The organism is Geobacillus sp. 47C-IIb, from assembly GCF_014679705.1.
GTDB lineage: Bacteria > Bacillota > Bacilli > Bacillales > Anoxybacillaceae > Geobacillus > Geobacillus thermodenitrificans.
The window spans coordinates 3313621-3337908 of sequence record NZ_CP061473.1; the positions used below are offsets into that span (position 1 = coordinate 3313621).

The 24288-nt window shown below is 47.4% G+C and carries 14 protein-coding genes, 1 tRNA gene and 5 pseudogenes; 15 read left to right on the top strand and 5 right to left on the bottom strand.

Annotation, left to right across the window (positions count from 1 at the left end; translation table 11 throughout):
• The 6 genes and pseudogenes from IC804_RS18755 to IC804_RS16760 all read left to right on the top strand — a co-directional run.
• Nucleotides 1-480 (top strand): annotated as a pseudogene (locus IC804_RS18755) (DEAD/DEAH box helicase family protein); the annotation flags it as partial.
• Nucleotides 481-594: 114 nt separating this feature from the next.
• The gene (locus IC804_RS16740; protein ID WP_013400931.1) at nucleotides 595-1830 is read left to right on the top strand and encodes an IS256 family transposase; all 1236 of its coding nucleotides are present in this window, start codon (nucleotides 595-597) and stop codon (nucleotides 1828-1830) included.
• Nucleotides 1831-2085: 255 nt separating this feature from the next.
• Nucleotides 2086-4524 carry a restriction endonuclease gene (locus IC804_RS16745; RefSeq protein WP_223812837.1) on the top strand — a complete coding sequence of 813 codons (2439 nt, stop codon included), beginning with the start codon at nucleotides 2086-2088 and terminating at the stop codon, nucleotides 4522-4524.
• A 278-nt stretch (nucleotides 4525-4802) separates the two neighbouring features.
• Nucleotides 4803-6460: pseudogene (locus tag IC804_RS16750) on the top strand (IS1634 family transposase).
• A 156-nt stretch (nucleotides 6461-6616) separates the two neighbouring features.
• Nucleotides 6617-7135 (top strand): hypothetical protein, encoded by a 519-nt coding sequence (locus tag IC804_RS16755; RefSeq protein WP_060475782.1) that lies wholly within the window; start codon nucleotides 6617-6619, stop codon nucleotides 7133-7135.
• Nucleotides 7136-7786: 651 nt separating this feature from the next.
• Nucleotides 7787-7862 (top strand) — tRNA-Arg (locus tag IC804_RS16760).
• Between the two features lie 583 nt (nucleotides 7863-8445).
• Here the strand turns inward: IC804_RS16760 and IC804_RS16765 are convergent.
• Nucleotides 8446-9681, bottom strand: a complete 1236-nt coding sequence (locus IC804_RS16765; RefSeq protein WP_190300630.1) for an IS256 family transposase — start codon at nucleotides 9679-9681, stop codon at nucleotides 8446-8448.
• 1144 nt (nucleotides 9682-10825) lie between these two features.
• On the opposite strand from IC804_RS16765, the gene IC804_RS16770 reads away from it, so the two are divergent.
• Both IC804_RS16770 and IC804_RS16775 read left to right on the top strand, forming a co-directional pair.
• Nucleotides 10826-12340, top strand: a complete 1515-nt coding sequence (locus tag IC804_RS16770; RefSeq protein WP_181372671.1) for a malate:quinone oxidoreductase — start codon at nucleotides 10826-10828, stop codon at nucleotides 12338-12340.
• A 333-nt stretch (nucleotides 12341-12673) separates the two neighbouring features.
• Entirely contained in the window at nucleotides 12674-13222 is a 549-nt protein-coding gene (locus IC804_RS16775; RefSeq protein ID WP_011887232.1) for a YpiB family protein, read from the top strand.
• A 129-nt stretch (nucleotides 13223-13351) separates the two neighbouring features.
• Here the strand turns inward: IC804_RS16775 and IC804_RS16780 are convergent, their stop codons facing one another.
• The 3 genes and pseudogenes from IC804_RS16780 to IC804_RS16790 form a co-directional block, all read right to left on the bottom strand.
• Entirely contained in the window at nucleotides 13352-14476 is a 1125-nt protein-coding gene (locus tag IC804_RS16780; protein ID WP_008879468.1) for an NAD(P)/FAD-dependent oxidoreductase, read from the bottom strand.
• A 114-nt stretch (nucleotides 14477-14590) separates the two neighbouring features.
• A pseudogene (gene speD / locus IC804_RS16785) lies at nucleotides 14591-15338 on the bottom strand (adenosylmethionine decarboxylase).
• Between the two features lie 232 nt (nucleotides 15339-15570).
• Complete coding sequence (locus IC804_RS16790; protein WP_081157580.1) at nucleotides 15571-16410, bottom strand: MBL fold metallo-hydrolase; 840 nt, start codon at nucleotides 16408-16410, stop codon at nucleotides 15571-15573.
• Nucleotides 16411-16780: 370 nt separating this feature from the next.
• Here IC804_RS16790 and IC804_RS16795 point away from each other — a divergent pair, with 370 nt between their 5' ends.
• Nucleotides 16781-17506 carry a DUF3784 domain-containing protein gene (locus tag IC804_RS16795; RefSeq protein WP_223812838.1) on the top strand — a complete coding sequence of 242 codons (726 nt, stop codon included), beginning with the start codon at nucleotides 16781-16783 and terminating at the stop codon, nucleotides 17504-17506.
• Between the two features lie 202 nt (nucleotides 17507-17708).
• On the opposite strand, the gene IC804_RS16800 is transcribed toward IC804_RS16795, so the two are convergent.
• Entirely contained in the window at nucleotides 17709-18467 is a 759-nt protein-coding gene (locus tag IC804_RS16800) for an SDR family oxidoreductase (RefSeq protein WP_011887236.1), read from the bottom strand.
• 583 nt (nucleotides 18468-19050) lie between these two features.
• Between IC804_RS16800 and IC804_RS16805 the strand changes: the two genes are divergently transcribed.
• The 6 genes and pseudogenes from IC804_RS16805 (at nucleotide 19051) to IC804_RS16830 (ending at nucleotide 23699) form a co-directional block, all read left to right on the top strand.
• On the top strand, nucleotides 19051-19299 hold the full coding sequence (locus IC804_RS16805) for a hypothetical protein (RefSeq protein WP_216367225.1): 249 nt from the start codon (nucleotides 19051-19053) through the stop codon (nucleotides 19297-19299).
• A gap of 459 nt (nucleotides 19300-19758) precedes the next feature.
• Nucleotides 19759-20202 (top strand): MarR family winged helix-turn-helix transcriptional regulator, encoded by a 444-nt coding sequence (locus tag IC804_RS16810; RefSeq protein WP_008879462.1) that lies wholly within the window; start codon nucleotides 19759-19761, stop codon nucleotides 20200-20202.
• A 98-nt stretch (nucleotides 20203-20300) separates the two neighbouring features.
• Nucleotides 20301-20963, top strand: a complete 663-nt coding sequence (locus tag IC804_RS16815; protein ID WP_223812839.1) for a class I SAM-dependent methyltransferase — start codon at nucleotides 20301-20303, stop codon at nucleotides 20961-20963.
• Entirely contained in the window at nucleotides 20960-21517 is a 558-nt protein-coding gene (locus IC804_RS16820; RefSeq protein WP_087960120.1) for a DUF6431 domain-containing protein, read from the top strand. The genes IC804_RS16815 and IC804_RS16820 overlap by 4 nt, the downstream gene beginning before the upstream one ends.
• Before the next feature lie 140 nt (nucleotides 21518-21657).
• A pseudogene (locus IC804_RS16825) lies at nucleotides 21658-22907 on the top strand (IS481 family transposase).
• Nucleotides 22900-23699 (top strand): annotated as a pseudogene (locus tag IC804_RS16830) (ExeA family protein). Before IC804_RS16825 ends, IC804_RS16830 begins: the two co-directional pseudogenes overlap by 8 nt.
• Nucleotides 23700-24288 lie beyond the last annotated feature (589 nt).

The following is a 24288-nucleotide window of genomic DNA, read 5'->3' on the forward strand; positions in this document are numbered from 1 at the left end:
ATGAAGCTGAAGTTTATCGCGGACTTGGATTATCAAAAACGGGCGATTGATTCCGTTGTGCAAATTTTTAAAGGGCAAGAAATGAGTCAGTCCAACTTCACCGTTTCGTATGGACCAAACGCAGGGATGCTTCAAACGGATTTAGGCGTAGGGAATCGGCTCGACCTTACGCCTGAAGAAATTTTAAAAAACGTGCAGGACATTCAAATGAAAAACGGCCTGCCGCGTAGCGAAAAGTTGGACGGAATGCATTTTACTGTCGAAATGGAAACGGGGACGGGGAAGACATACGTTTATTTACGGACGATTTACGAATTGCATAAACATTACGGGTTTACGAAATTTGTCATTGTCGTTCCGTCCGTGGCGATTCGCGAAGGGGTATACAAGTCGCTGCAAATTACGCGGGACCATTTCAATGAACTGTATGACCATACGCCAGTCGAATACTTTATTTACGACTCACAAAAACTCGATCAAGAGTTAAGTCCATATAATTGTGTAAAAAGGGAAATAGAAAAAGAGCCATGTTGCTTCCCCTTTGGTAGAATAAACAGTGGACCAAAAACACCAAACATAAGGAGGTATGCAACCATGGCTCAATATCATATTACCCTAAATGATGAACTTTTGCACGGGTTATTCACCAGAGATGAGGGATTAGCTAAGCTATTGGAACAAGTCCTCAATCAAATCCTCGAGGCACAAGTAGAAGAACAGCTGGGAGCTCGCCGTTATGAACGAACGGAAGAACGAAAAGGCTATCGAAACGGTTCGTATCCACGCCAGCTGACGACCCGGGTAGGACGGTTGACCTTGCGCGTTCCACGGACAAGAGATGGGGAGTTCTCTACGGAACTGTTCCAACGGTATCAACGGAGCGAACAAGCACTGGTACTGGCACTAATGGAAATGGTGGTAAACGGGGTGTCTACCCGAAAAATCACTCAAATCACGGAGGAATTATGCGGCACTTCGTTTTCCAAATCCACGGTCTCCTCACTGTGCAAGGGACTGGATCCGATTATCCAAGACTGGAATTATCGTTCCCTTCATGAACACGTGTATCCGTTTGTGCTAGTAGATGCTATTTATACGAAAGTCCGGGAGGATGGACGAGTACGCTCCAGAGCCGTGTTGATCGCTACAGGAGTGAATGAGGAAGGATATCGAGAAATTCTTGGCCTGCAAATCGGAAACAGTGAATCGGAGTCCAGCTGGAGCGAGTTCTTCGGATGGCTGAAAGACCGGGGACTCCGGGGAGTGGACTTGATCATCTCGGATCAGCACGGTGGGCTGGTGCAAGCCATTGAAAAGCATTTCCAAGGCGCTACATGGCAACGATGCCAGACACATTTTATTCGTAATATCCTCGATGCCGCACCAAAGTATATGCAGGATGCCTTGCTCGAGGAGATTCGTGGGATTCTTCATGCTCCAAATAAGCAAACGGCCCGGCTGTTATTGGAACAAGTGCTGGCCAAATGGGAAGAAAAAGCCCCAAAAGCCATGCAAATCCTCGAAGAGGGATTCGAAGACGCCACCGCCGTATTGGACTATCCGGACCGTTATCGTCGGCGTCTGCGCACGACCAACGGAGTGGAACGGCTGAACGAAGAAATTCGTCGCAGAGAACGGGTCATCCGCATCTTTCCGAACCGGGAATCGGTGTATCGCCTCGTTGGTGCCGTGTTGATCGAAATCGATGAAAAATGGATGTCAGGGCGCAAATACTTGGATATGGCTGAATATTGGAAGTGGCGGAAAACGAAAGAGCAAGGAGTCCGATCGGTGAATCAGGAGGCTCCGGCGATCAAGAGAGTGGGATAACCTCTACGCCGTGTCAAGGAGAACGTGGAATACCGGAGCGAAGCGAGGATATGCCGCGAAAGCTCCTTGACACGCCTGTTCCTTGACAACATGATCATTTGTCCGGGAAGGCGACCGGCAGGGAGACTTTCCGGTCTTACCTACCATACGTCAAGTCATCAGGTCCATGTTGTCTATCAAAGGGGAATTTACACAATAATTTGGACTTGACCCGATCAAGTCCGTAACTTTGCGACAGCGACAACAATTCAAATTATGATCATTAATATCGACGCGTTCCGTAAAAGCTTTGAAGATCCGGAAAAAGAAAATAAAGCGAATGTCATTCACCGTCCGAACGACCGCCTGAATGGCTATCGCCCAATCGAATTTATTCAACAGACGAAACCGATTGTTATTATCGACGAACCGCAAAGCGTGGATACGACGCCGAAATCGAAAGAGGCGATCGCTTCGCTCCATCCGCTTTGCACACTGCGTTACTCGGCGACCCATGTGGAAAAATATAATATGGTGTATCGTCTTGACGCCGTGGACGCGTATAATCAAAAACTCGTCAAAAAAATCGAAGTGATGTCTGTTCGTTCTGAACCGTCTTTTAATGTGCCGTACATAAAACTAATCGAGGTAAAGGAAAGAAAAGCGAAGATCGAACTGGACGTCGAATCGCGCGGAAAGGTGAAACGGACGACGAAAACGGTGAAATACGGAGATGATTTATACGATATTTCTGGGGAGCGCGAATTGTATCGCGGTTATATCGTAGAGCAAATCGATTGGACAGAAGGAAACGAAGCGATCGAAATCAATGGCTACCGCTTGCAAATTGGAGAAGCCATCGGCGATTTGGATGACGATGCGATCAGACGGTATCAAATCCGCAAAACGATCGAAGAGCATTTGAACAAAGAGCTGCAGCTTCGCCGCCGCGGCATTAAAGTATTAAGCCTCTTCTTTATCGACAAAGTCGCCCATTACCGCGATTATGATAAAGACGGCAATCCAATTAAGGGAAAGTATGCGGTGATGTTTGAGGAAGAATATAAGAATTTGATCCAAAAACCGAAATACCGCCCGCTCTGGGATGACCCCGGCATTGATCCGGACGTGGAAAAAGCGCACAACGGATATTTCGCGCAAGATAAAAAGGGCCGCCTGAAAGATACAAAAGGAAATACGGAAGCAGACACCGATGTGTACAACCTTATTATGAAAGACAAAGAACGGCTGCTTAGTCTCCATGAGCCGCTTCGCTTCATTTTCTCCCATTCGGCGCTTCGTGAAGGATGGGACAACCCGAACGTCTTTCAAATTTGCACGTTGAAAGATTCCACTGGCACGTATGTATCGAGACGACAGGAAATTGGTCGTGGATTGCGCCTGGCTGTTAACCAAAAAGGGGAGCGTGTGCAAGACTATCATATCAACACGCTAACAGTCATGGCGAATGAATCGTACGAAGAATTCGTGGCGACGCTACAAAAAGAAATCGAAGAAGAAACAGGAGTCAAATTCGGCAAAATCGAAAAACATCTATTTGCCAAACTCGTCTTTGTCGACGAGAAGACGGAAGAGCCGGTGCAAATGGGCTATGACTTATCTGTAAAATTATATGAAGAATTAAAGCAAAATGGCTATATCGACAAACATAGCATGGTTACCTCTGAATTAAAGAAAGCAATAGAAAACTATGACTTGCGCTTAAGCACAGAGTTTCAGCCATGGCTTCCGGCAATCGTCAAAGAAATAAAACGCCACTTACAAGCATTGCCGATCAAAGACGCGACCAAAAAGCAAAAAGTAAAATTAAATATCTCGGTATTCAATCAGGAAGAATTCAGACAGTTATGGGACAAAATCAAGTATAAAACGGTCTATTCCGTCGATTTCGACAGCGAACAATTGATTGAAAAATGTATCAAAAGCATTCAAGATATGGCGCCAATTCACAAAATACGTATTTTAAGCCGCAAAGGAAAAGTGGAAATTGATCGCGTCACGGGAGTACAGGCGCAAACAGTAAGCGAAAGCGTGGAAGATTACGTCAGCTTACACCATACGCTTCCAGACGTAATTACTGAGCTGCAAAACCGCACCAATTTAACACGAAAAACCATTGTCCGTATTTTAACCGGGTGCAAGCGGCTGGATGATTTCAAAAACAATCCACAAAAGTTTATTGAGGAAGTCGCCAATATCATCCAACGGCAAATGAGGCAGCTGCTGAAAGACGGCGTGAAATATCACAAAATTGGCGATGGTGTCTATTATGCGGTTGAGTTGTTCCAAAATGAGGAACTTCTAGCTTATCTGAATGATAATGCCATCCCAAGCCAAAAATCGCCGTTTGACCATATCATTTACGATTCCGATATAGAAGAGCGATTTGCTAGGCGCTTTGAAAACGACGAACACGTCAAAGTGTATGTTAAACTGCCGAGCTGGTTCAAAATCGATACTCCGATCGGCTCTTACAATCCGGACTGGGCGCTTGTCATTGAAAAAGATGGAGAGGAAAAACTGTACTTCGTTCTTGAGACGAAAGGACAGGAATGGGAAGATGAACTGCGTCCTGGCGAATCAAGCAAAATTGCCTTCGCCCGTAAACATTTTCATGCGCTCGGCACAGATGTTGAATTTATCGGACCAGAGAATGATGTGGAGCAGTTTATGTTACGGGTTTTGAGTCGTTGAAAGTGGGGACAAAACAGAAGCCGCAATGGCTTCTGTTTATTTGTGAAAGTGTTGATTGCCTGCGTGGATTTTTAGTGGAATAAGCGTAGCCGACTGTAAATAGGTTTTTGTCATCTTGTTAGAGGAGAAATTTTTACACCAGTGTTGTGCCAAATTTAATATAGTCGAATTTTCCTAACTCACATTTCGCACCCTCTCGACGAAAATCGGGAGGATTTTTTCGTTCCGATGTCGAATGAATCCTTGACACACAAGGAACGTAAAGGAGTTTTTCTCTTATGAACGTTCAAGTCAAAAAGGTCTATCGCAATTCTTATTTGAATATAATAAGTGCCCTATTCAAGAAACTGGGTCTGCCTCAATTGATTGACCATCTCGTGCCCGTCGATCCGCAGTGCCAAACGCGAGTCAGCGATGCCGTTCAGGCCATCCTCTACAATGTGTTTGACGGCCGGCAAGCCCTTGTTCACTTGGAACATTGGGCTCAGGAGGTCGATTGTGAGAAACTCATCCGTCCCGATCTCCATCCTTCCTGGTTGAACGACGATGCGTTGGCCCGTCATCTCGATCGCCTGTATGAGGCTGGCATTCACAACGTCATCAGCACTTGCTTGATTCATATTTATCGAAAAGAAGGCCTTTCCCTCCGAGCCTTCCACGCCGATACGACGGACAAGACCGTTTACGGCGCGTATGAATCGGCCTCGTTAGAGGCCTTACAAATCACACATGGCTACAACCGCCATCATCGTTGGCAAAAACAGATCGGTTTCGGACTGGTCGGCAACGAGGACGGCATCCCGTTTTACGGCGATGTGCACGATGGCAACCTGCCCGATAAAACATGGAATCCCGAGGTGCTGTCTCGTGTCCATGAACAGCTGAAGCAGGCCAAAATCGAAGACGAATGGATTTACGTGGCCGATTCCGCCGCGATGACGAAAGAGACCCTGGCGCAAACCAAAGCGGCCAACGCCTTTTTGATCACCAGAGGCCCTTCGTCGCTCCGGATCGTGAAAACCGCGCTGGCCGAAGCGGATGCTGAGGACACGACGTGGAGCGATCCCTTTACGTTGGCGGAGAGAAACGGCGCCACGTACCGGGTATGGGAAACGGCCTCGACGTATGAAGGCCACCCCGTTCGGCTGATCGTTGTTGAATCGAGCGCGCTCGACCAGCGAAAAGGAAAGACGCTTGAAAAAGAACGAACCAAAGAAGCGGAGCTTCTTCGCGAGAACAAGCCCGTTGGGAGCGTCACCCCTTCTCCTGCCGGGAAGATGCCGAACAAGCCTTGGCGTCCCTCAAGGCGTCCCTTCGCCCCCGGTTTCATCGGGTTGAGGCCGCGGTCGAAGAGATCGTACGCCTGAAAAAACGGCGCGGACGGCCGAAAAAAGGGGCGGAACCCGAGGTGGAGACGCTGTATTTCTTGCACCTTGACGTCGAATTCGACCAAGACGCGTGGGAACAGGCGAGACGGAAAGCGTCCCGGTTTGTCCTTGTCACGACCGTTCCGAAGGAATGGAAGGGCCAACCCATGGATGCCCAAGAGATCTTGAAGCTGTATAAAGGGCAGATCTCGGTGGAAATGAACTTCGCTTTTTTGAAAGATCCGTTTTTCACGGATGAGATTTACGTCAAAAAACCAGAACGGGTCGCAGTATTAGGCTATTTGTTTCTGTTGGCCTTGGCTATTTACCGCGTTTTTCAGCGCCGAGTGCGTCAGTTTATTACTCCAGAACACCCGTTGAAGGGTCCTGGAGGCCGCAAGCTGACCCGGCCGACGGGACAGGCGATTTTTCAGCTGTTTCAATATGTGAACGTCGTCCTGTTCAAGCTGCCGGATGGGCGCATCCAACGCTCACTGGATCGCTCCCTTACCCCTGATCAGCGAAGGATTCTGCAGGGATTGGGCATGGATGAGAGCATCTACGTGTAACGTGATACGGAACGACCAGCGATGGTAAAAAAAGGGATTGCCATCGCTCGTTGTGTTGGTCAAAAAGTTATTCTGAAAAACTAAATAAAAAATCCTTTGTTTTGACCTTGTTAGGGTGCGAAATGTGAGTCCTAAAGTAGTAGGAGGGGGAGCAAGGTGGCTGTCATTCGCAAAGCTGATTATTATTACGGGTCATTGCTTTCTGTGTTGGTCAACGGCGGGCTGGTTCCCGCGCTATTTGAAAAGGAAAACGACAACCGTCAAATTTATGAAGTAACAACGGATAAAGGCACATATCTCATTTATACGAAATACAATACGACTCCATCAGGTTCAAAAGATTTCACCTGGTCGTTTTCATTCAGCGACAATGAGATTAAGGAAATTAACAAACTGCATTTAGAAAGCAGCAAAGAGAAAGAGATTATTTTTGCTTTTATTTGCGCTCAGAGACAGTTAAATGATTCGAATCAAGTCATTGCTATTGTGCATTGGAATGAGTTTCTCGAATGTGTGGATATCCAAAAACAACAAACTCGTGGAACGTCGAGACTCTCCATCAAGGCGGTCAAAGGATCTCCTAAGTTGCGCCTCTACGGCAGCAAACGTGCAGATGTATTGGATGGAAAGGATAATACAATCAAGATTGAAAGAAATCGATTGAACAGCTTATAACCAAAACTCAAGGAATGATGTGTAACGACCTGAACGGATTGCGTAAAACTCTATCATTATTCTACGTCTTGATGAATTCCAAGACACGAACCAGATCAACAGGGCGGTTGTGAGTCGGCTGGTGAAAAAGTATGGTTGCCAATGGGGGGATTGTGAAGCAAGGCATGTATCTGTTTCTGTTCAAAATCTCCCTTTCCCTTCCATCCATAGGGACTTCACAAAATGAAATAGCTCGTTCATGTGGTTTCTCCATTTGAGAAACCGCATGATTGAGTTTCGTAGTCCGCTCAATCACCAGTTTTTCATCCCAATAGGGGATACGCAGAGCGAACGAAATAGAGCCTGACAAAGATGATGATGGGAAAATAGAAGTTTACTTGCATAAAAAGAAGATCTTGTCACCATGGCGAAAAACCGTTATAATACAGGCTGTACGCCTTATAGGCGCGCATCGCGCTGTGTTTCCCCTTATCCAGCCGTAATGGGGAGAGCAGAAAAAGAAAGTGGAACTGCGGAGGCGTTGCCCTACCCGCTGATGTTGATGATGCAAACGAAGCTACAGGCGAGAACATCATTGCCGTGGCTTGCTCCATTACAACGACCCTAGGGTGGCTTCGTTTGCCAAGTTGTTGCAGAGCACAGGATCTGCACGGCCCCGTAGCTCAGTGGATAGAGCGTCGGTTTCCTAAACCGTGCGTCGGAGGTTCGAATCCTCTCGGGGCCGCCACTTACATACGATTCATTTGGATTAACATCCCCGAAACCCCTGATACGACCGCGTTTGCGGTCGTTTTTCATCTTTTAGGAATCCCGAAAAAAACGATAGAATCCAAAAAAATTTTGCATGAATTTTGCACGGTGGGGAAGTGAATAGCTGTTAAACCTTGAAGTACCAATGTTTCTTACGATATGGTTTTCCTCTCACCGTCTTCATACATATTTCATCAAATGTTTTCATCAAGTGTCTGTGACAGGAACCACTTCCCCTCCTTCGAATGTTGTGTTGTCTAGATAACTACCTCCTAAGCGAGAGGAGTAAAAAATGGCCCACTTATTTTCAAAGGCTTTTTACACAACGATATAGACTGAACAATATATGGTCAAGTCCAAATTATTGTGTAAATTCCCCTTTGATAGACAACATGGACCTGATGACTTGACGTATGGTAGGTAAGACCGGCAAGTCTCCCTGCCGGTCGCCTTCCCGGACAAATGATCATGTTGTCAAGGAACAGGCGTGTCAAGGAGCTTTCGCGGCATATCCTCGCTTCGCTCCGGTATTCCACGTTCTCCTTGACACGGCGTAGAGGTTATCCCACTCTCTTGATCGCCGGAGCCTCCTGATTCACCGATCGGACTCCTTGCTCTTTCGTTTTCCGCCACTGCCAATATTCAGCCATATCCAAGTATTTGCGCCCTGACATCCATTTTTCATCGATTTCGATCAACACGGCACCAACGAGGCGATACACCGATTCCCGGTTCGGAAAGATGCGGATGACCCGTTCTCTGCGGCGAATTTCTTCGTTCAGCCGTTCCACTCCGTTGGTCGTGCGCAGGCGCCGCCGGTAACGGTCCGGATAGTCCAATACGGCGGTGGCGTCTTCGAATCCCTCTTCGAGGATTTGCATGGCTTTTGGGGCTTTTTCTTCCCATTTGGCCAGCACTTGTTCCAATAACAGCCGGGCCGTTTGCTTATTTGGAGCATGAAGAATCCCACGAATCTCCTCGAGCAAGGCATCCTGCATATACTTTGGTGCGGCATCGAGGATATTGCGAATAAAATGTGTCTGGCATCGTTGCCATGTAGCGCCTTGGAAATGCTTTTCAATGGCTTGCACCAGCCCACCGTGCTGATCCGAGATGATCAAGTCCACTCCCCGGAGTCCCCGGTCTTTCAGCCATCCGAAGAACTCGCTCCAGCTGGACTCCGATTCACTGTTTCCGATTTGCAGGCCAAGAATTTCCCGATATCCTTCCTCATTCACTCCTGTAGCGATCAACACGGCTCTGGAGCGTACTCGTCCATCCTCCCGGACTTTCGTATAAATAGCATCTACTAGCACAAACGGATACACGTGTTCATGAAGGGAACGGTAATTCCAGTCTTGGATAATCGGATCCAGTCCCTTGCACGGTGAGGAGACCGTGGACTTGGAAAACGAAGTGCCGCATAATTCCTCCGTGATTTGAGTGATTTTTCGGGTAGACACCCCGTTTACCACCATTTCCATTAGTGCCAGTACCAGTGCTTGTTCGCTCCGTTGATACCGTTGGAACAGTTCCGTAGAGAACTCCCCATCTCTTGTCCGTGGAACGCGCAAGGTCAACCGTCCCACCCGGGTCGTCAGCTGGCGTGGATACGAACCGTTTCGATAGCCTTTTCGTTCTTCCGTTCGTTCATAACGGCGAGCTCCCAGCTGTTCTTCTACTTGTGCCTCGAGGATTTGATTGAGGACTTGTTCCAATAGCTTAGCTAATCCCTCATCTCTGGTGAATAACCCGTGCAAAAGTTCATCATTTAGGGTAATATGATATTGAGCCATGGTTGCATTCCTCCTTATGTTTGGTGTTTTTGGTCCACTGTTTATTCTACCAAAGGGGAAGCAACATGGCTCTTTTTCTATTTCCCTTTTTACACAATTATATGGACTTAACTTTCAGAATGCCTTTACTGGCATGGAGCCGGCGTCTCATTTGACGGAACATATTACCGGAGAAAGGAGTAATCTGGCGATTCCCTGCATAAGCGGTTTGCCACGAACATGTTAGTGAGTGCATTTCATGCTCCGTCTAGGCATGAAAATGGCTATTACAGTACGCGTATTTTTTAGGAAAACGATTGTCTTCTCTTTGGCTAAGGGAAGATGGCACGGATAGTGCGGCAGTCGATCGTTTGCAAAGCGACGAAGCTTGACAAGGAGGGAGGGGGGTGAATGGACTCATTCGGTCATTTGAAGAATATCAATGATGACGGTGGCGATATACCGTTCTTTTTTGGGGAGTGAGGCGTGAAGATAGGAAATAAATAGATAAGGGGATACAGAGCTTCGCAATGAATTGACTGTTGTCGGAGCAGGTTTGGCTTGTATCGTGGAATACATTTTAGGTGTTGCTCTGGCTATATAGACATATAGCATCGGCTGTCGCAAGTCTGAGGCTTGTCTTTGGAAACTGAATAAATCGCCCTGCAAAGACCAGAATAGGTCATTGTTAGGCAACCAATCGTGATGCACGGTTGGTTGCTTTTATTTTTTGGGATTCATGCTGTTGGATTGAACGGAAAGACATCGAGGATGCACACAAGTGGGGAAGAAGCAATACAATACGATAGGCGGTGATCAATATTGGACTGATGGACTCTTGGCTGTAGTGGAAGACATGTACTGCTTCTGGATGGAGTTCCATTGCCTGGCGAAAAATTTTTTCTTTAGAGTAGTAGCGAAATATTCAGCTATTTTGTAAAATTAATATAAAAGGAAACTACTAGCTTCTACTATTGAAAGATTTATCATGTAGTGAATATTTAATTATACTAATATATTTTCATGTTTATTAATAATAGTGACATACTATTAGTAAAATGTGTTATAATAAATTGTGTAACCGCCCTCAACAAGGTAAACGGGGGTATCAGTGGAATCATTTCGAGCGGTCGCTCACCGCTTTTGTAAATATTAGTAGATAGGGATGGTAAACATGGGCAACAAACAAACCAAAACTGATGTGATCTTAATCGGCGCCGGCATTATGAGCGCCACGTTGGGAACGTTGTTAAAAGAGTTGGCACCGGAGTGGGACATCACTGTATTTGAAAGACTGGAAGAAGCAGGAGTGGAAAGCTCCAACGAGTGGAACAATGCCGGAACAGGGCATGCGGCTCTTTGCGAGCTGAACTATACCGTTGAGAAGCCCGATGGGTCCATTGACATCAGCAAAGCCATCAAAATCAATGAGCAATTTTACGTTTCCTTGCAGTTTTGGGCTTATTTAGTGAACAGCGGGGTGCTTCGTGATCCAAAAGAGTTCATTCGTCCGTTGCCTCATATGAGCTTCGTGCAAGGGGAAGACAATGTCGCATTTTTGAAAAAGCGGTATGAAACAATGGTGAATAACCCGCTGTTTAAAGGTATGGAATTTTCTGATGATCCGAAAAAGTTGGCCGAATGGATACCGCTCATGATGGAAAATCGCGTTGTGAACGAGCCGATCGCAGCTACGCGGATCGAATCAGGAACAGATGTGAACTTTGGGGCACTGACGCGCAAACTGTTTGAGCATTTAAAACGGAAAAATGTCGAGATTCATTACCGTCATCATGTTGATGACATCAAGCGGACAAGCGACGGTCTATGGGAGTTAAAAGTGCGCGATTTAGATAGCGGCGCTGTTGAACGTCATGTGGCCAAATTTGTCTTCATTGGTGCTGGGGGAGGAAGCCTCCATCTGTTGCAAAAATCCGGTATTCCGGAAGGAAGAGGGATTGGCGGATTCCCGGTCAGTGGATTGTTTATGGTGTGCAACAATCCGGATGTGGTTGAGCAGCACCATGCGAAAGTGTACGGCAAAGCGAAAGTCGGCGCGCCGCCGATGTCGGTTCCGCATTTGGATACGCGGTTTATCAACAATCAAAAAATGTTGTTGTTTGGACCGTTTGCCGGCTTCTCGCCGAAGTTTTTGAAAAACGGGTCGATGCTCGATTTATTTACATCGGTCAAACCGCATAACCTTTTGACGATGTTGGCGGCAGGCGTGAAAAATATGGCGCTTACCAATTACTTAATCCAGCAAGTGATGTTGTCGAAAGAACAACGCATGGAAGAGTTGCGCGAGTTTGTTCCGACAGCCAAAAGCGAGGAATGGGATGTCATTGTTGCTGGCCAGCGCGTGCAAGTGATCAAAGATACGGAAGCTGGCGGCAAAGGAACGTTGCAATTCGGTACAGAAGTCGTCCATGCGGCTGATGGTTCGATTGCGGCGTTGCTTGGCGCCTCGCCAGGCGCTTCGACCGCGGTTCATGTCATGCTAGAAGTAATCACGAAATGTTTCCCGGAACGAATGAAAGAGTGGGAGCCGAAGGTGAGAGAAATGATTCCTTCCTACGGTGTATCGCTCATGAAAAACGAACGACTTTTGCACGACATTCAAGCCGCAACAGCGGAGATGCTCGGTTTAAGAGAAGGACTGGCATTGCAGCTCGTTTGAATGTGTGTGATTCAGTAGATTGCCGGCCTGTGGCGCTCAGCGCCCATAAACAACAAGCTGCCCGAAGACGAAGGGCAGCTTTTTTTTAGCAGAACTTTCCTGTTGTTGGCCGTTGCTGCATGGAAGGCTGAAATGAGCTATACTGTATAGACAAACAGATCAAATCAAACAGGTCGGCTTTTGTCTATATTGGCCTGATTGGTGCCGCGGTTTGGAACGGCATTGGTCAAGTTATCAGACAATGTTGTAGCGGTAAACGAATAGATTAGGATACAATGTCCCCGTGCTTAAAGGCAGAGGGGCCTTGCGCAGGTTTCGTAAGGGGGTGATGTAATGAGGTGGGTGTCGTCATTAGAAAAGCGTCACTTTTTAACTTCGTTTTTGCAAAATTATCGCTTAAAGCATCCGGATGCCCGGTTTGTGCTCAATTATTTGCTTCAACATCCGCATTTGCTTGAAAACGTCCATTTTACCGAAAACGGGCAAAAACAAGCACGGTGGCTGATTATTTCGGCTGCGACGGCGGAGGAAGAAGGGCTTGTTTTTTATCGCGGTGGCCAGAAAAGCACGGGGTTGGCGGCGATTATGGGCGATTTGGCGCTGCGCCCGAATGAACCGTTGTATTTGACGCTTTACTTTCCGGGGAAGGCCAGAAATTTTTCGTATCTTCGGCTGATTGATCATCGGGCATTTGAGAACGTTCGTCGGCATGAGCGCCATGAAAAAATGGCGAAAGAGGCCGAGCAAGTGTTGGATGAAGCGTTAAAGCGTCATGAAATGTCAAGGTTAAGACTGCAAATTGACCAGGCGCTCGACCGTAAAGATATGGATTTGTTTCAGAAGCTGACCGAACAATTAAAAAAATACGAAGGACAAAGCTGACGAGCAGCTATCAGCTTTGTCGAAGCGGCGCAACGCTCTATCGAATTCGCAGTCGATAAGACCTTTGTTTGACGAGTGTGATGGCAATCGGCTCGGTCGGCGGCCGTTTATTTCGAACACGGCGCGGCGTTAGGCAAGCGGGGCGATGGCGCTCGTGACGTCATAGTCATGAGGGTCGAGTTCGGTCGGGATGCCGAGCACGAGCTTGGCTAGTTCCGCCCCTAAATAAGGGCCGACAGTGAGCCCTGAGGAGCCGAGGCCGTTGGCGATGTAAAGGCCGGTAAAGCCGGGAAGTACCCCAAAGATCGGGAGAAACCCAGGTGTGCGCGGACGGAATCCAACCCGCGTTTCGATGTATGTGCAAACGGAGAGCCCTGGCGCAACGGTGAGCGCTTTGTCCAATAATTCGTGCATTCCTCCGGCGGTAGGGCGGACGTCCAAGCCTGCTTCATCTTCGTGTGTTGTTCCGATCACCATTCTACCTCTTGGAAAGGCGAGCATATACTGATTGCTCGGTGGCATGACAACAGGCCAATGGGACGTGTCGTGGTTCGGATGTTCTAAGTGAATGAGTTGTCCTTTTTGCGGTGTGACGAGCAGCTCGATGCCTAGAGGGCGAAGCAACTCGCCGGCCCAAGCGCCCGCCGTGATGATGACAGCTTCAGCGGCATAGGTCGTTCCATCCGCTTCCACGCCGATGATGCGCGTTCCCTGATGGAGAAGGCGAGCATTTCCACGAACATGGATGGCCCCGAGCTTTTGGGCCGCATTGAGAAGCGCAGTGCGCAGCGCTCGGCCGTTGACGCGAGCTCCCCCGCTTACATAAATGGCCTGATACCCATCAGCTAGTAGCGGAAACAACTCTTTTGCTTCCTTCGGATCAAGTTGCACGATGTCCCCGATTTCCGGTGCATCTTCGCGCCGTTTGAGAGCGCGCGCTTTCATCTGCTCAAGCTTTTGTTCATCCGTATGCAAGCAGAGCGTCCCGACGCGCGCATAGCCGGTTTCCGTTTCTCCATATGATTGCAGTTCTTCAATGAGGGAAGGATAAAACTTCGCCCCGCCTTTCGCCAATCGGTACCATTTTTGGTTGCGGCGCTGCGACAACCAAGGGCAAACGATCCCCGCCGCCGCATCGGTCGCCTGTCCTTTGTCACCGCGGTCGATGATCGTCACGGCAGCCCCTTCTTTCGCTAAGTGGTAGGCCACCGCCGCTCCTAAAATGCCAGCTCCGACAACGATGTACGATCCCATACTAACACCTTTTCCTTTTTTCTACTAGCATACCATACATAGTGCAAACGGAGAAGCTGCAGGGGAAGCTTGAATGGCTGATCGGTGAGCACAGTGCCGAAAAGCTTCCTTTTCTTAAAAGCCGCTAGGCATATTTTTTCCGTAAAAAATTTCGTCCAATACTGTTTTCCGTATGTCCGAATAGATAGTTGTCTAAATCAAACTGCCGCAGCTTGCATTTTGTATGGAAAATGTTCTCTTGATAAATGTTCACGTCAATCATATCGTACTTCTCACGAATATCTTCTGGAATATAATTTTGAATCGATGTAATATCATGGTCAATAAACAATTTGTATCCGTGAATGTCACGTGTAAACCCGCGCACGCGGTAATCGATTATCATAATGTCGGCTTCAAACGACTGAATCAAATAATCGAGCGCTTTTAACGGCGAAATTTCTCCGCAGGTGACGACGTCAATATCGGCACGGAACGTACTAATTCCATCACTCGGATGGTATTCTGGGTATGTATGAACGGTAATATGGCTTTTATCAAGCGAAAGCACGACTGCCTCAGGCAACGGCGCCTCGGCTTGCGGCACTTCTACAACCGGCCCTTCGGAAACGAGCATCGTCACACTTGCGCCTTGCGGAACGTAATCTTGTTTGGCGATGTTTAACACATGGGCGCCGATGATGTCGGCGACGTGTTTCAAAATGTTTGTCAGCCGCTCGGCGTTGTAAACATCGTCGATATAGGAAATATACGCTTCCCGCTCCTTGGGTGTTTTCGTATAGCAAATATCGTACATATTGAAGCTGAGCGACTTCGTCAAATTGTTAAACCCGTGCAATTTCACGTGCGGTGTGTCGTTCATGGCTTAGATCATCCCTTTCGTTTTTTCTTAATTTGTCCGATTTGCACCCAATATAGTTGCTGTTTTGTGTAGAAAGGAATGGAGGCCAACTTCTCACTGCTAGATGGGCTCGATGGTTCTGTAAACAATCGGGTCTCTAGGCCAAAGTCGGCAAGAGCGGTGGACAAACACAATTATATAGAAAAAAGGACACCCCTTAGGCCGTTTCATGGCCGTTTGGGGTCGTCCCGCTTCAACTTGCTTGTTTTGCTTCATAGTCCCGAATCACCGAACGGACGATATGCAGCGAATCCCACTCGCCGCCGGAAAAAAAGATGATCGGGTACTTTTTCGGAAACAGGAGCGCCTGAATTTGTTTTGGCGGCGTTCCTTTTTCGTATAGGTCGATGATCGTGCCTTGGAGTTCAAGCAAATAGTCGAGCTTTCGCTGCAACGCCTCACGCCCGTTCAGGAGATAGCCGGCATGGGCGCAAAAGACGTCACCGAAATCGTACGTCAACACGTGTTGCAAGGAGGCGATGATCGTCGGAATGTCCTCCTCACGCAAGATGACTTTCGTTTTCTCTTGGCAGTATAAGTCGCCGCTAAACAGCTGCCCCGTTTCGCGGTTCAAAAAGACGACATGATCGATCGCATGGCCGGGCGTTGGGATCACATCCCACGTTGCGTTCCGGGAGGAAAACGTGGCGCCGATGGGTTTGGCGGCAAACGGGTCACGCTTTCCCCAAAAGATTTTCCGATACAATGGATAGTCCGCCTTTTGCCGGCAATACTCGATCATCGGCTCATTCATATAGATGGGCAATCCCATCGATCGCTGCAAAAACGCCGCACAACCGGTATGGTCTTCGTGAAAATGAGTGATCACGACTTGGTCGATGTCTTGCTGTTGGAAAAACGAGGTGAATTCGTTTTCCATCGATTTTGCGCCGGTGTCAATCAAGACGCCGTCAACGACGAAGCAACGGACGGCAAGCCGAACGCCTTGAAACATGGCCGTTCCTTTGGCGATATGCACATGTTGGACTATGTCCGTTTCAAACCGTTTTTTGATCACTTTATTGATCCACATGGTGAACGTCCCTCCTTTTATGCGGAGATGCTGGCACCATTATACCACAAAGAATGAATGTTCATTCATTTTTTTGTTGTCAAATGGATCGATCAATCATCGTGTATGTCTGGGCGATATCAAAACAAAGCCTACGATAGTTCAACTGATTTCAATGATAAGCTGGTGAATATTCCTTATTTTTGGGGGAGTAGACGTTTGGTCAAGATGAACCATTAGAAAAAAGAAAGGGATGTTTCCTAGTACAGGAAGTATGGTAACATAATAGAAAATGATTTACATAGAAGAAGACACTCCATTTCGGCTTAACTAAACGAAAAAGGGAGAGGAAGAGGCGATGGATGCAGGGATGATAGCCTTTTTCGTGGCCATGGGATTTGCGCTTATTGTGCATGGCGGGCTTTGGTATTTGATTGTGAAGAAAAAGCGATATGAACTTATTTCCGGATTTGCGCTCCGTCCAAAGGAAGAGCAGGAGCTATTAATGGAAAACGGCTATGTGGAAGCAACGGGGAAATTGCTTTTCTATTCATGGTGGCTGCTGTTTATTGCCGTGTTAGCATACATATTTCGTTTACCGTATGTATTTGAGATTGGGTTAGCTGTTTTTCTCGTTTTTTTGCTTGGCGGCACTATTTACATTCAACGTTATGAAGTGAAACGGAAACGAAAAAAATATATTTGGCTTACAAGTGGAATTGCAGTAGCGGTCATCGCTTTGATTGTCGTGCTAGGATATTATGGGTTCCGGGAAAACGAAGTAGTCGTCCAGCCCGGGAAGTTGATTGTCATGGGAGAATATGGGGAAGAGTGGTCGACTCGCGACATTGAAGAGGTTCAATTATTAAAAGAGCTGCCAGAGGTCGTCTTTAAGGCCAACGGATTTGCGGCATATGGCCGATTGAAAGGGGAGTTTGTTCTTGAAAAACCGTACGGCAGGGGCAAGTTGTTTATCGTTAAGTCATCTTCACCGTATTTGTATGTGAAGCGGAGAGACGGGGCATACATCATGCTTAATCGCCGCACACCGGAAGAGACAAAGGAATTGTTCCAAGCGTTACAACAGCAGATAGATGATGAGCGTTCCTCCCAGTAAACGTCGGGCGATAGCAAGGGGAAGGAGGTCAGGATTGCATCCGTCCCATGAACGGTTGGTTATATCATCAGAAACGATGTCGGCACGATCATCGAAAACGAATTCGCCGCTTTTAGGGAAATGAAGAGAAGCATTGTAATGAAGAAAAGCCATTCCGAAAAGGCATGAGTGCGTTCGGAATGGCCTTTTTCCGATTTGGACGTCAGTAGGCTGTCCAGCCGGAATCGGCGACAATGACGGCACCGTTGATGAAGCTCGAGTCATCAGAAGCTAGAAACAGGGCGATTTTTGCGATTTCCTCCGGCTCGCCGGTGCGTGGATTCAAATGGGAACCAGCTGTGGCCCGCTCCATTCCGAACGGATGGGGAGCGGTGATCGTTGCGCCGATGTTGGTGCTCACGCCGCCGGGAGCGATGGCGTTGCAGCGAATCCCTTCTTTCGCGTATTGGAAGCCAACGTTTTTTGTCAATCCGATGACGGCGTGTTTTGAAGCGGTGTAGGCGGCGCCGGCCCGCGATCCGTTAAGCCCGCCGACAGAAGCGATGTTGATGATCACTCCGCTTTTTTTGGAAAGAAAAATCGACAATGCTTTCCGGGTTGCTCGCATTACACTTGTGGTGTTAACGGCAAACACTTTCTCCCACCATTCATCGGTCACATCAGCGGCAGGTACAAAGTTGTCCATTATTCCGGCATTGTTGACTAAAATGTCGAGTGAACCAAACGTTTGCACTGTCTCATCGATCAACCGTTCCACATGTTCCTTATTAGCGACATCGGCGGTGATGCCGATCGCCGTGCCTCCATTTTCCGTAATTTCTTTGACAACCGCCTGTTGTCCTTCTTCATGAATATCCGAGACAACAACTTTCGCCCCCTCTTTGGCGAACAGCTGGGCGATGGCTTTTCCCATACCCGAGGCAGCACCTGTGACGATGGCAACTTTTCCTTCTAACTTCATGTTTTCTCCCCCTTATTGAAAACGATCCATCCGTCTGTATTTACCCGCTATGTACGCTAGGAATCACATTTTTGTTTGTCAAATTTGTGATCATACGATACTAATCGTTGGTGATCGTACACGTTTTTCATAATCATAGAAACAAGACAGGGAATTTTCAGTGTATGGTTCCTTTGAACATCATTCATTCCATCAGCCGATTCATGAACGATCAGGACGGGGAGCGGTTTGTGAAGGCGGACGGCCTCTTCATTTTTCGTCAAAGGAGAGACAATCCTAGCCGCTCATGAAAGATGGAGATGAAACAGCTCAAGCGTAGAATTTGTGAATGAGCGTTATGACATCCTTGAAGGGACGGGGGACGTGTGGGAACACTTCGAAGAATAGCTCCTCAAAAAGCTCCCGCAAAGTATTCATTCACTCTGAAGGAGGATCGGTTTTGCCTATTGACTCATCGGCATGGTAAAATAGAAGGGAATGATAGGAAAAATTTTGGAAAAATAAATGGGGCAGCATTTGAGCCGCTGTGTTCGAGAGTGGAACGGCTTACTTTTGATCGTTGGAGGGATGTTCGGTGAAAACGATGATCCAGGCTTTCGCGATTTCGCTCGTTGCCCATGTCGTGTATATTGCGGCAACGATCAGTCTTGGGTACTGGAAAACAAAGATGTATCAACCTGACATCGCCAGCGCCTGGGAGAGCGTCGATCAGTTGTCGAACGAAGTGGTGTTCGGTCAAGCGGGACCACCGATTGTTTATGTATGGTCATTGATCGGAGTGACGATGATTAGTGCAGTAGTGCTGTATGTGTACAAAGCGGCTCGAAGATAAAGGAGAAGGGGACACAAAGGAGGCGGACAACGTCTTTTTCGCGGATCGGCCTCATACATGCGAGTAGCGCTTGGCATTTGTAGTTGTATTGCTTTATGGGGATGGGTTTCTTTCATACAACGAATGGATTCGCGCACGGGAATATAAAGAAGAAAAAGGAGAACAGGAGATGACTGTTCTCCTTTTTTCATGGTGCAGGCAGTGAAGGTGCCGCTTCCCCTCTCTGTGGAAACCTTTTATCCATGAGACGTGATATTCGTATTCGTTCCCCTTAGCGAGGGGAAAGGGCATCTGTTCATGGACAATGTCAAGTTTCCTTTTCATGAGGAAACGCTGTTAGAAAAGCGAAGCTTTGTAGTATATAACAAAATGGTAAATATAATTTTACTAAACAAGACTTTATTAGTTGAATAAAATTGATAATAGTAATAAAATGTTTACTAAGTGAGGTGTCTGCTTATGACCATGATGAAAGAAATCGCTGAAGAGTTTGTTGCTTTAATATCCAACTTGTTTGGCAGGTTTAGCGAGTTAAATAAAGGGGCAACCGAATTATCACATATGCAGAATCATGTCATGGAATTTATGTATATGCAACAAAGGGCAATGAATCTTAAGGAGATCAGTAAGGGGTTAAATGTAGCAAAGCAACAGTTAACAATCATCATTAGGAACTTAGAGGCTAGAGGCTATTTGACCAAAATGCCGGATCCGAAAGATAAACGGGCTGTTTTAGTTTCTTTGACCCCTAAGGGAAAAGAAGTGATCGAAAAAAAATGGACGTATATATACGAGAGATTTTTGGAAAAGTTCATCCGATTGGATGAGGAAGAGCAGCTGGATTTTCATTTTGCTCTTCATAAACTGAATGTGTTGCTGAAAAAAATGGAGGACGAAGCATGAGTATTCAAGGATAAGATCTAAGTCAGGAATGTTTGCCGCTGAAACGAGATGGGCTCATATCATGATTCTACGTGAAAAGTATGCGGAGGGATTTAACTATGGAGATAAGAGCTGATGGGGTTCACAACATTCATTTGGAAAACGAAAAAGAAACGTTGCTGATTACTCTGTATGCAAAAGCTTTGGATTATCACTCTAAGCATTCCATTCTGAATGATAAAAAATCGGCCGAGTTAGTGAATGCCATTGATTATGACTTTGAGAAGCTCAATCGCTTTCCAAATGGCAATCTCATGGTTGTGAGAGCCAAACAATTCGATACATGGTTGGCCGACTTTCTTCAAATTCACCCGAATGCCACTGTATTGAATCTCGGTTGTGGCCTTGACACGAGAGTATCAAGAATAAATCCTTCATCGAATGTGAGTTGGTTCGATGTCGATTATCCCGAAGTGATCAAAATACGCAAACAGTTTTATTCAAATCGCGACGGATATGAAATGATTGCCTCTTCGGTTACAGAAGAGGGATGGTTAGAAAAGATTCCTAGCGATAAACCAGTAATGATTATCGCTGAAGGACTGTTGGAATATTTTACAGTTGAATGTAAATTATCACTTTATTTCGGAACAAAAGAGCCATTTTTTTGCACATTCCTTCAGAAAGCCCTCTCCCCTTTTCTGAAAGAATGTGCTAAATTTTTTGTGAATTATTTCGGAAGAGAAAATCCATCGGTTCATAGGAGGGGGAGGAGGACGTGATTCAATTTCATGACTTTGACATTGACGTCCAAACGTATGCAGAGCGTGGAAAAGAAAACGACTTCCCTCTTCTGAAAAAGTGTCCGCATTGCCGGGCCAAGCGCCCGTTGCACCGCCACGGTTACTATGAGCGAAACGCATTGACCCCACATGGTGATTATCGCATTTGGATTGTCCGGTATCGCTGTCGGGAATGCTTGAAGACGGTGAGTGTGCTGCCTTCCTTTCTCCTCCCGTATTTTCAGTATACGTTGTCCGCCATATGGCAAGTCGTGAAAGAGCAGTTGGGATTGACCGAGGGGACGAACCGGGCTCCGTTTCTCCCGACAAAGGACGGCATCATCTTTTATGTCCGGCGGTTCTGCCGAAACCTATCAAACCTTCACAGCTTTTTTGCGAGGCGGTGGAGGATCATAGGCCCTATCGTGAAAAAAGAAAAGGAACGGGCTTCCTGGTGGATCCGGACGTTGGAGAAACACGGTCTCTATTCGGTCATCAGAGACATGTGGGAGGACGGATTCCGACACCCTTTTGCGAATCAAATGGGATCCTGATTTTACATACATATCCTAAATTGGAAATAGTTGAGGTTCCCACAAACCTTTCCTATCGACGGAGAAAAAGCGATCCGGTACGATAAGGGCAGACGGACCGGAACGGTCCTGATTCCAAGTGAGACAAGGAGGAGATTCGAATGGATGAGTCGATGAGACACGACATTGCCCTGTTTCGGTACGGGCTAATCGCTCCGTTGGTGAATGGGCAGGTGGAACCGAAGACGTATCTGAAAGAGGTGAGCGAGTGCACCATGTTCCCCACCAGGGCGACAAACGAATCGCAGCCAAGACGATCCTCGATTGGTGCACCCGATACAAAAAAGGGGGCTTTGACGCCTTAAAGCCGAAGCGCCGTTCGGACCGCGGCCACTCAAGGCGTCTGTCGCCCGATGATGAGGATCATATTTTAGCCCTAAGAAAAGAACATCCCACCATGCCCGTGACGGTGTTCTACGAACACCTGATCGAGCAGGGGGAAATCCCAGAAAATCATACCTCTTACTTTACTATATACCGATTGTTGAAAAAACACAACCTTGTCGGGAAAGAAATCTTGCCCATGCCGGAGCGAAAGCGCTTTGCGTATGACCAGATCAATGAGCTTTGGCAAGGGGACTTATCCCATGGACCAACGATTCGAGTCAATGGGAAAGCCCAGAAAACGTTTTTGATCGCCTATATCGATGACTGCTCGCGGTTTGTGCCGTACGCGCAGTTTTTCCCTTCGGAGAAGTTTGACGGGCTGCGGATCGTCACGAAGGAAGCGGTGCTTCGTTGCGGGAAGCCGAAGCGCATTTACTCGGACAACGGGAAAATTTATCGATCCGAGGTGCTGCAGTATGCGTGCGCCGAGATGGGAATTACGCTCATCCACACCCAGCCGTATGACCCGCAAAGCAAAGGGAAAATCGAACGGTTCTTCCGCACCGTACAGACGCGGTTTTATCCGCTGCTGGAGTTGGATCCCCCGAAGTCGCTCGAAGAGCTGAACGAGCGCTTTTGGAGGTGGCTTGAAGAGGAGTATCATCGAAAACCGCACGCCTCGCTGGACGGAAAAACGCCGCATGAGGTGTTTCAATCGCAAGTGCATCTCGTGTCGTTCATCGAAGATAGCGATTGGCTGGATGCGATTTTTCTGAAGCGGGAGCACCGCAAGGTCAAAGCCGATGGAACGATCACCTTGAACAAGCAGCTGTATGAAGTGCCGCCCCGGTTCATTGGGCAATCGATTGAACTCCGCTATGACGAACGGGGCGTCTATGTGTACGAAGATGGAAGGAAGGTGGCGGAGGCCGTTCGGGTTCGTTTGGAGGACAACGCCTATGTAAAACGCCATCGGTCCCCGTTTGCGGCGATTCCGGCGAAGGAGGGAGAACACGGTGTATAAATCGTTTTACTCCCTTTCGCGGGAGCCGTTTGCGAAAGAAACAGACCCGTCCGAGGCGTATCAAGGGGCGCCGTTTCAGGAAGCGTTGCGGGCGCTGGAGTACGTGAAACGAACCCGGGGGATCGGGCTGTTAATCGGAGAGCCAGGGGCGGGCAGACGTTCGCCCTTCGGGCGCTGAAAGAGTCATTGAATCCATCATTGTATCATGTCGTCTACTTTCCGTTATCCACCGGAGGCGTGATGGATTTTTACCGTGGTTTGGCCTTGGGATTAGGAGAGGAACCGAAGTACCGCAAGGTAGACCTCTTCCGCCAAATCCAGCAGGCGATCGAGCGATTGTATCATGAACGGCGGATCACGCCGGTGTTCATTTTGGACGAGATGCATTTAGCGAAGGATGCATTTTTACAGGACATCGCGATCTTGTTCAACTTTGAGATGGATTCGACCAACCCATTTGTCTTGATTTTGGCCGGGCTGCCCCATTTACAGGGGAAGCTGCGGCTCAATCAGCACCGCCCTCTCGACCAGCGGATCATCATGCGATACCGGATGGGGCCGCTGGAGAAGGAAGAGGTGGCGGGCTACATCAAGCATCGGATGAAACAGGCCGGGGCGAAGCACCCGATCTTCACCCCATCGGCGTTAGAGGCGATTGCCCTGCAGTCGCGGGGATGGCCTCGGGTGATCAACACGTTGGCCACGACGTGCCTGTTATACGGGTATCAGCTGAAAAAGGACGCCATTGACGAAGAAGTGGTGCGCATGGCCGCAGAGGAAATGGGGTATTAGCATGAAAGGGGCCGAATCGGCCTCTTTTGTGCTTTTTCTTTTCCATCGGTCCATCAGGCGCGCTGGAAATCTTCATCTGAAAGAGCGTGCAAACGTTCCGAAAGAATGTGCAAAATCCGGAACAATCCGCAAAAATTTTGCACATTATTTCCGAATCCGCCTGAAATAATTTGAAAAAGGGATTCTGAAATAATGTGCTAGTTTACAGTTGAAGAAGTAAAAACATTGTTGAATCGACTCACGAATCATTTTGTTCATGGACAGATTGCATTTGATGTGATGAACTCATTTGCTATAGAATCTGGGAAGGAATCTTTAAAAGAGGTGATAGGCGCCGAACATCGATGGGCTGTTGATGATACGAATGAAGTTGATCAGTTGAATGGAAAGATGAAAAAAATAGCGGACTTATCGATTTTTGAATCAACATTTATTAGTCAACTCCCGTTAAAATATCGTTTCATTTATGCTTTAATGTATAGAATTTCAAATTTTAGAAATATGATACGGTTGCTTTTGTATCGATTTTGATATATAGACTCTCATGGGGCAAAAAATCATCATCAACGGAAGGATGAAAATATATCCC

What these genes read in the sequence shown, in the direction of transcription:
- IC804_RS16740 (WP_013400931.1), top strand. Translation starts at nt 595, where the DNA reads ATGGCTCAATATCATATTACCCTAAATGATGAACTTTTGCACGGGTTA.
- IC804_RS16745 (WP_223812837.1), top strand. Translation starts at nt 2,086, where the DNA reads ATGATCATTAATATCGACGCGTTCCGTAAAAGCTTTGAAGATCCGGAA.
- IC804_RS16765 (WP_190300630.1), bottom strand. Translation starts at nt 9,681, where the DNA reads ATGGCTCAATATCATATTACCCTAAATGATGAACTTTTGCACGGGTTA.
- IC804_RS16770 (WP_181372671.1), top strand. Translation starts at nt 10,826, where the DNA reads ATGGTAAACATGGGCAACAAACAAACCAAAACTGATGTGATCTTAATC.
- IC804_RS16775 (WP_011887232.1), top strand. Translation starts at nt 12,674, where the DNA reads ATGAGGTGGGTGTCGTCATTAGAAAAGCGTCACTTTTTAACTTCGTTT.
- IC804_RS16780 (WP_008879468.1), bottom strand. Translation starts at nt 14,476, where the DNA reads ATGGGATCGTACATCGTTGTCGGAGCTGGCATTTTAGGAGCGGCGGTG.
- IC804_RS16790 (WP_081157580.1), bottom strand. Translation starts at nt 16,410, where the DNA reads ATGTGGATCAATAAAGTGATCAAAAAACGGTTTGAAACGGACATAGTC.
- IC804_RS16795 (WP_223812838.1), top strand. Translation starts at nt 16,781, where the DNA reads ATGGGATTTGCGCTTATTGTGCATGGCGGGCTTTGGTATTTGATTGTG.
- IC804_RS16800 (WP_011887236.1), bottom strand. Translation starts at nt 18,467, where the DNA reads ATGAAGTTAGAAGGAAAAGTTGCCATCGTCACAGGTGCTGCCTCGGGT.
- IC804_RS16805 (WP_216367225.1), top strand. Translation starts at nt 19,051, where the DNA reads ATGATCCAGGCTTTCGCGATTTCGCTCGTTGCCCATGTCGTGTATATT.
- IC804_RS16810 (WP_008879462.1), top strand. Translation starts at nt 19,759, where the DNA reads ATGACCATGATGAAAGAAATCGCTGAAGAGTTTGTTGCTTTAATATCC.
- IC804_RS16815 (WP_223812839.1), top strand. Translation starts at nt 20,301, where the DNA reads ATGGAGATAAGAGCTGATGGGGTTCACAACATTCATTTGGAAAACGAA.